The 7,691-nt window shown below is 58.5% G+C and carries 7 protein-coding genes; 1 reads left to right on the top strand and 6 read right to left on the bottom strand.

The window, feature by feature from the left end; genetic code table 11:
* The first annotated feature begins 342 nt into the window (after positions 1 to 342).
* Positions 343 to 1,434, top strand: a complete 1,092-nt coding sequence (locus I2D41_RS02880) for an ATP-binding protein (protein WP_195363481.1) — start codon at positions 343 to 345, stop codon at positions 1,432 to 1,434.
* Between the two features lie 202 nt (positions 1,435 to 1,636).
* Here I2D41_RS02880 and I2D41_RS02875 read toward each other — a convergent pair whose 3' ends face one another.
* From I2D41_RS02875 to I2D41_RS02850, 6 genes are all read right to left on the bottom strand, one after another.
* Positions 1,637 to 3,586 (bottom strand): NAD(P)/FAD-dependent oxidoreductase, encoded by a 1,950-nt coding sequence (locus tag I2D41_RS02875; RefSeq protein ID WP_195363480.1) that lies wholly within the window; start codon positions 3,584 to 3,586, stop codon positions 1,637 to 1,639.
* Between the two features lie 102 nt (positions 3,587 to 3,688).
* A complete protein-coding gene (locus tag I2D41_RS02870) occupies positions 3,689 to 3,889 on the bottom strand; it encodes a hypothetical protein (RefSeq protein WP_117634210.1) in 201 nt (66 codons plus the stop codon).
* A gap of 174 nt (positions 3,890 to 4,063) precedes the next feature.
* On the bottom strand, positions 4,064 to 6,391 hold the full coding sequence (gene feoB / locus I2D41_RS02865) for a ferrous iron transporter B (RefSeq protein WP_195363479.1): 2,328 nt from the start codon (positions 6,389 to 6,391) through the stop codon (positions 4,064 to 4,066).
* Between the two features lie 123 nt (positions 6,392 to 6,514).
* Positions 6,515 to 6,736 carry a FeoA family protein gene (locus I2D41_RS02860; RefSeq protein WP_006234774.1) on the bottom strand — a complete coding sequence of 74 codons (222 nt, stop codon included), beginning with the start codon at positions 6,734 to 6,736 and terminating at the stop codon, positions 6,515 to 6,517.
* A 39-nt stretch (positions 6,737 to 6,775) separates the two neighbouring features.
* Positions 6,776 to 7,018, bottom strand: coding sequence for a FeoA family protein (locus I2D41_RS02855; protein WP_040358815.1), 243 nt, complete (start codon positions 7,016 to 7,018; stop codon positions 6,776 to 6,778).
* Between the two features lie 188 nt (positions 7,019 to 7,206).
* Complete coding sequence (locus tag I2D41_RS02850) at positions 7,207 to 7,455, bottom strand: HPr family phosphocarrier protein (RefSeq protein ID WP_022094361.1); 249 nt, start codon at positions 7,453 to 7,455, stop codon at positions 7,207 to 7,209.
* Between the last annotated feature and the right edge of the window lie 236 nt (positions 7,456 to 7,691).

Raw genomic sequence — 7,691 nt, 5'->3', positions numbered from 1 at the left:
GTTGCCGCGCCCCGCAGTGCCCGCTTCCCCCGAGAACAATTATCAGTGCAGGTAGGCAGCTTGTCGATTTTCGAAAAAGCCGGCTATGGTTGACCTCTGCGGCTTAAACGTAGTAGATAGGCCCTATTCGTGGCACAGCACCACTCCATCCCAAATTGGCACCCCGAGCCCTCGTGAGTTGCCAACAAGCTGTTCGACCAGCGCTTTATCCGCGCGGCATTTGGAAAATAGCACCACCGCAAAACCCGCGAGTAGCGCTTACTTTGCTATATCTCACTATACTTTGCTATATCTTGCTATACTTTGCTATATCTTGCTATATCTTGAGCAAAGGTGGCTCACATGCAAACAAACCCTTTTAAGCCCACAGCAGGTAAAACACCCCCCACGATTATCGGCCGCGAAGATGTACTCGAAGAATTCAGTGAAGGCCTCATCAACGGGCCTGGTGCCCCTGGGCGCCTAATGCGCATAGCCGGCGTCCGTGGAACGGGCAAGACGGTCCTCCTTGACGAGTGCTCACGTTTGGCGCAAAGCCGTGGCTGGACGGTCATAAAAGAGGTCGCAACCGAGGGACTTTGCCAGCGCATTCTCGAACAGCTGCAGCCCAAATTCCAGGCCAAACACGCCAGATTTGAGCCCACCGTAGCTGGCATATCCATCGGCAGCATAGATATTGAGCGAATCGGCCCATCGCTACGCGACGCCATGAGACAGACAATAACCAAGAATGGAAATGGCCTGCTCATCACTCTCGACGAGGTTCAAGACGCAGAGCTCGATGAGGTCCGAACGCTCTCCATTGCGATTCAGCAGGTTATCGGCGAAGACCTTGATATCGCCTTTGTTTTTGCTGGGCTGCCTTCGATGATTGAAAGCATCATCAACGGAAAGACACTTACGTTTTTGCGCCGTGCCCTCCCCTTTGATCTGAAGGCTGTGGCAGTAACCGAAGTGTCGTACTCCCTCGAGGAAACCATTGAAGCGTCTGGCATGGAGTTGCAGCCAGGTATTGCCGGCCAACTTGCCGAGGCAACGCAAGGCTATCCTTTCATGATCCAACTCGTTGGATACTACGCATGGCAGTTGGCAAGACGCGCACATACAGCGATTATTGGAGAAGAAGAAGCCGAGCGCGGCATTGCAACGGCACGCGAACGCTTCTGCGCCATGGTGATTGAGCCCGCGCTGCAGCGCATTCCGCCCACGTGCATCGCTTATCTGCTGAGCATGGCGTCTTTGGGGCAGACAAGCTCGACCAGCATGGTTGCCGACGCCCTAAACAAAACGCCTCAACAGGTGAGTTCCGTCCGCAGCCGCCTGTTAAGAGAATCGATTATCGAGGCTCCTTCGTACGGCAAGGTCTCATTTGCCATCCCCTACATGCGCGACTACCTCTACGAGCACAAAGCCGAACTGGAAGCTGAACTGTAGAAACGACAACTGCCCTGCAAGACGAAAACCGTTCCAGGAGCACTTCTTTGCCAACGCCACCGACGAGGCCATCATCGCCAAGGTCAAGGAGCTCCTGGGCCCTAATCGGACTATCTGCGCCTTCCCGTCGAACGCAGGCGGCGGCTGCCCAACACACAGGGCAGCCGCCGCTTTTTGCAATCGATTGGTGCAAAGGGGTTGACTAGAGTTCGCAGGCAACCTTGTAGCCGTCGCCGATGGCGTCGCGAATGTTGCCGCACTTGTTGGCGTCACCCAACACGTGGGTGGCAACACCGGCAGCGGCAAGGTCGTCGGCCAACTTGGTATTGGGACGATAGCCCATGGCAAGCACCAGCGTATCGGCATCGGCGATGGTGTGGACCTCGCCATCCTTCTCGTAGCTGATGGCGTCCTCGGTAATCTCGGTCACCTTGGCCTCGGTCAGCACGTGGACGCCCTTTGAGAGCATGCGCGTGATGAGCACCGCGCGACCGGCGCCGCCCTCGTTGGCGGCGAGCGTCTTGGTCATCTCGATAACGGTGACGTCGCGATTGGCCGGCGACAGGTCGTTGACCAACGGGGCCAGGTAATCGGCCGTCTCGCAGCCAACGGTGCCGCCGCCCACGATGACGATCTTCTTGCCTGGGAAAGCCTTGCCACCCAGCAGGTCGTCAGCCGTCATAACCTGCTTAAAGCCCTGCATGAAGGCCGGAGCGATGGGCTCGGCGCCATAAGCCAGGACGACCTCGTAGTCCGCGTAGTCGCGCTGAATGTCCTCGGCAGTAAGCTCGGTGCCAAATACGCACTTCACGCCGGCCTCGGCCAGGCGACGGTACTGATACTTGATCACGCGGGTGAGTTCCTGCTTTGCCGGCGGAACGGCTGCGATGCGCATCTCGCCGCCCGGCTCGTCCTGCTTATCCACGAGCACCACGTTGTGACCGCGCTTGGCGGCAATGAACGCCGCCTCCATGCCCGCGGGACCGGCGCCCACAACCAGTACGTTCTTGGCCTCGGCGGCAGGCTCGTAGCCGGCCTCGTCGCGCTCAACATCGGGGTTGACGGTGCAGGAGATGCGCTTGCCAAACATAATGCCGTTCAGGCAGCGCAGGCAACCGATGCAGGGACGGATATCATCGGCGTTGCCGGCAGCGGCCTTATTGCAGAACTCGGCATCGCACAGATTGGCGCGGCCCATCATGCAGATGTCGGCAGCGCCGTCCTCGATCAGTTCCTCGGCAATCCATGCCTCGTTAATGCGGCCGACCGTGGCGACAGGAATGTTGACGTGCTTTTTGATCTCGCGCGAGCAGGCGGCGTGCGAGGCCTGCTGAGTACCGGCAGCGGGAATTGCGGAGCCGCGCTTGATGGTGGTACCACCCGACACATGAATCATGTCGACGCCGGCCTTCTCCAGGCGACGCGAGACGTAGATCATGTCGTTAAGGGTCAGGCCGCCATCGGTGTACTCATCGCCCGAAATGCGGACGTCGATGATAAAGTCCTTGCCGCAGCGCTCGCGAATCTCGGCGATAACCTCGAGCAAGAAGCGCATGCGGGCGTCGAGCGAGCCGCCATACTCATCGGTGCGCTTGTTGTAGAGCGGAGTTAAAAAGCCGCCGAGCATGCCGTGGGCGTGCGCCGCATGGACCTCGACGCCATCGACACCGGCCTTCTGCATACGCACGGCAGCGTCGCCAAACTGATGCGTGAGCTCGTGAATCTCATCGACCGTGATAGGACGCGGCGCCTCGCGGGCATAGGACGGACCCACAAAGGACGGAGCGATCAGACGCGGCGTGCCCGGAATATTAAAGGCCATGTAGGCGGGATGGAAGAGCTGCGGCATGATCTTGCAGCCGTACTCGTGCACAGCGGCGGCAAGCTTTTCCCAGCCGGGGATAAACGTGTCGTCGTAGCAGCACATGTCACCCGGCAGATAGGTATAGGTGGGCTCGACCGTCACGACCTCGGTAATGATGAGGCCCACGCCGCCCTTGGCGCGGGCACGGTAATGATCGACCAAGTCGTCGGTCACATAGCCATGATCGGCCAGGTTGGTGGACACCGGCGGCATAAAGACGCGGTTCTTGACCTCGGTCGTACCGACCTTGATCGGGCTAAAGAGCATCGGGTAGGCGGAGGACTCCATGCGGGATTCCTTTCATTTGAGCCGCTCGGCGGCAGTTGCTGACGTACCTATCGTACCAGCAACTGCCGTATCCGCAGTCAAACATGCTCAAACGCCGGTCGGCTAATGAATACCGCGGCCCAAGTCTTCGGCAATTTTGTCCACGCCCTTAAGCGCGGCGCAGGTCTTTTTGTTGGAACAATGTCCCGTGCAAACGCCTCCCTGAGCGCAGTCGGCGCAGGTGCCCTTGCGGTAGATGCGCACGCACACGGCGACAAACGCAATACCGATAACGGCCAGTACAACAATATCGATAGGTGCCATAGCAAGCCTCCTCTAGTTAACCACCACTTACTTTACCCCATTCTCCACCTATCAAAGGGGACAGGTTAATTTTGGTCGGTTTTATCTGCGGAAACGCCACATCTCCCCCACCAAAAAGCCCGAGTGTCGCTGGGACACCCGGGCTCGTGGAGAGGGGTTAATCCTTATTCGGACTTAAGCGGAAACTGCAGCGGAAGCAGCGTTGGTCTCGTCCTCGTCGGTCCATGCATGCTTTGGCATGGGACGGAAGATCTGGAAGAGCATCGCAACCAGCAGCACGATGGCCACCACCGTCCAGATACCAAACTGTCCAAGAACAAGCAGGTTGTAGAACTGGTTGATGAACAGGCCGATCACCCAAGCAAAGGCGCACTCGTAGCCGAGGGCAATCGCGGTCCACTTGCCGGAGTCCATCTGGTTGCGGATGGTACCCATAGCGGCAAAGCACGGAGCGCACAGCAGGTTGAAAGCGCCAAAGGCAACGCAAGCGCCCATGGTCGGGAACATGCCGGCGAACGCGGTCCACAGGCTCGGATCGGTCTCGGCGGCATCGGCAACGGACAGCAGCGAGCCGGCGGTGGCGACGACGTTCTCCTTGGCAACAAGACCCGAGACGGACAGTGCTGTTGCCTGCCAGGTGCTAAAGCCGAGCGGGGCGAAGATCCAGGCGATCAGGTTGCCGAGCATGGCAAGCACGGAGTAGTCCATGAACTCCTCGGGGATGCCGTCCATCGCAGGCAGGAAGCCAAAGGAACCGTTGTAGCTACCAAAGTTGGAGAGGAACCAAACGACGACGGTGGACGCGAAGATGACCGTGCCGGCCTTCTTGATAAAGGCCCAGCAGCGCTCCCACACGTGCAGCGCCCAAGAGCGAATCGCCGGGAAGTGGTAGGCAGGAAGCTCCATAACAAACGGCGTCGGGCGACCGGCGAAGAGCTTGGTCTTCTTGAGCATGAGGCCCGAGGCGATGACGGCAAAGACGCCCAGGAAGTAGAAGAGCGGGCTGATCCACGCGGCGGTGGTGGAAGAATCGCCGATGATGGAGCCCATGAGCAGGGCGATGATCGGCAGCTTAGCGCCGCAGGGAATAAACGTGGTGGTCATGACCGTCATACGGCGGTCCTTCTCGTTCTCGATGGTCTTGGTAGCCATGACGCCGGGGACACCGCAGCCCGAAGACACGAGCATAGGAATGAAGGACTTACCGGACAGGCCAAAGCGACGGAACACGCGGTCCATGATGAAGGCGACGCGGGCCATATAGCCGCAGTCCTCCAGGAAGGACAGCATCACGAACAGCAGGAACATCTGCGGGACAAAGCCGAAGATGGCGCCCAGGCCGCCGACGATACCGTCGCAGACCAGCGAATCGACCAGGCCACCGTCCTCGGTGCCGCCCGCCACAAGGGCGTCGTGGACCATGGTGGTAATACCAGGAACATAGGGGCCGTACTGTGCCGGGTCGACCGAGTCGGCATTGTCGCCCGCAGCCTCGACGGCCGCGTCGTAGGCGTCGCGGCCCTGACCGAGCACGTACCAACCGTCGGTACCGAAGAGCTGGTCGTTGGTGAAGTCGGTCACCGTGCCGCCCAAGGTAGAAACGGCGATGTAGTACACGCAGAACATGATGACCACAAAGATCGGCAGGCCCAGGATACGGTTGGTAACCACGCGGTCGATCTTCTCGGAGGTGCTCATCTTTGCCGGAGCCTTGGTGAGGCACTCGTCAATGATGTGGGCAATCACGCCGTAACGCTCGCCGGTGATGATGGACTCGGCGTCATCGTCGCAGTCCTGCTCGCACTGAGCGACCAGACCTTCGACGCGAGCGGTCTTCTCCTTGGTGAGGTTGATGAGCTTGCAGGCGTCCGCATCGCGCTCGAACAGCTTGACAGCGTAGTAGCGGCGCTTGTTGGCGGGAACGCTCGCCGGCAGATTGTTCTCGATGTGGTCCAGAACGTCCTCGATGGAGGAATCGAACTTGTGCTCCGGCACCTGGCCCTTGGAAGCAGCGGACTTCTTGACCTGCTCGAACAGCTCCTTGATGCCCTTGTTCTTAAGGGCCGAGATCATCATGACCGGACAACCGAGCTTCTTGGAGAGCTTGTCCGTGTCGATCTTATCGCCGTTCTTCTCGACCAGGTCGGCCATGTTGAGGGCAACGACCACGGGCAGGCCGGTCTCGATAACCTGAAGCGCCAGGTACAGGTTACGCTCGAGGTTGGTGGCGTCGACCACCTGGACGACGACATCGGGCTCGCCGCTCATGAGGTAATCGCGCGAGCACTGCTCCTCAGGGCTGTAGGGGGAAAGCGAGTAGATGCCAGGGAGGTCCGTGATGGTAACGTTCTTGTCGCTTAGGAGCTTGGCCTCCTTTTTCTCAACCGTGACGCCGGGCCAGTTGCCAACGTAGCCGTTGGCGCCGGTGATCAGGTTGAAAAGCGTGGTCTTGCCGCAGTTGGGGTTACCCGCCAGCGCGACATGGATCTGAGAATCCGCCATTCAATCCTTCTTCCTTGTGTGCCTGCGCTGCTTTCTCCGCGCAGGCTGGATAATGTGCTTCAAAGTTGCAGCATTAAGTTAGAAAAACCTAACTTTATCTGCAGAAATATACGTCTCGAGCCCTTACTGGACCTCGACGACGGCCGCCTCCTCCTTGCGGATGGAAAGCTCGTAGCCGCGCACGTTGATCTCGACCGGATCGCCGAGCGGTGCAACCTTCACGACCTTGAACGAAGTGCCCTTGATGAGCCCCAGGTCCATAAGGTGGCGGCGAAGCGCACCCTCACCGTGAAGCTTGACGATGGTGGAGCTCTCGCCCACCTTAACGTCACCCAACGTCTTCATCCTCTTGTCCCCCTTTCGGTTTTTAAGAAATGCTGCAGACTAACCGACGGTCATGATGTGCATGGCAACCTTGGAATCGATGCCAAAGCGTGCGCCCAGCACCGTGACGATGATATTGGCACCACTCGAGCTCACCACGTGAATTTCGCTGCCCTCGACAAAGCCGAGGTCCTTGAGGTGGTGCTTCATATCCTCATTGCCCTTTACACGAGACACGCGCACGGTTTCGCCCGCTTTTACCATCGAAAGCGGCATTGCCGGCATCTGCGGTCCGCAAGACATGAGTGGCTCCTAACGTCAGTTCGTCCTCAACATCGACGCGGTAAAAGTTAACCACGCCTATGTTTGCTTTAGTAAACTAACACGTGGTTAACTTTTTGGAAAGGGTCCCCATTCAGATTTCGAAAAAGTTTCCTATACGAAACAAAAAGGCGCGGCAAAGAGCTGTCCTTTGCCGCGCCCTGTCATGCTTAGAGCGAGAGGTTTCTGATCGACGTAACGCAGGAAGCCTCGTCTACGCCCGAAACGCGAAAGATGATGTCCTCGCCGCACTCGCCGTAGAGAGCCATGAGGCCCATGACATCGCGACCGTCGGTATGGCGGTCGCCGATGCTGACCGACACGTCGCTGCGGTGCTTGGCAATGATGTCATAGAGCAGCGCAACCGGGCGGGCGTGTAGTCCCAACGGATCTTTAATCGTCTTTGTAAACTCGACCATGTCCCCTCCCACGACATCACACATTCGGCCGGCAAACCCAGCCACGTGGTAGTTATTGTAGCGTTAGATGTTTATCGAGGGCCCCTCCGGATACCCCGTGGTCAAAAAGTGGCAAATATGAGTACTGTCACAAATTTAGTAGCAGCAAAATCGAAAGCAAATTGCCTAGCTTGAGCGATTCGAAGGTCGCGCGCGCAGACGTGGTGTAAGAGTGTCCTGAGGTCCGTCGCTGCAAG

The sequence above is a fragment of the Collinsella aerofaciens genome, from assembly GCF_015552075.1.
Classification (GTDB): domain Bacteria; phylum Actinomycetota; class Coriobacteriia; order Coriobacteriales; family Coriobacteriaceae; genus Collinsella; species Collinsella aerofaciens_Y.
Note: the sequence above shows the minus strand (reverse complement) of the source record. Positions and strands in the feature narration are given on the sequence as shown.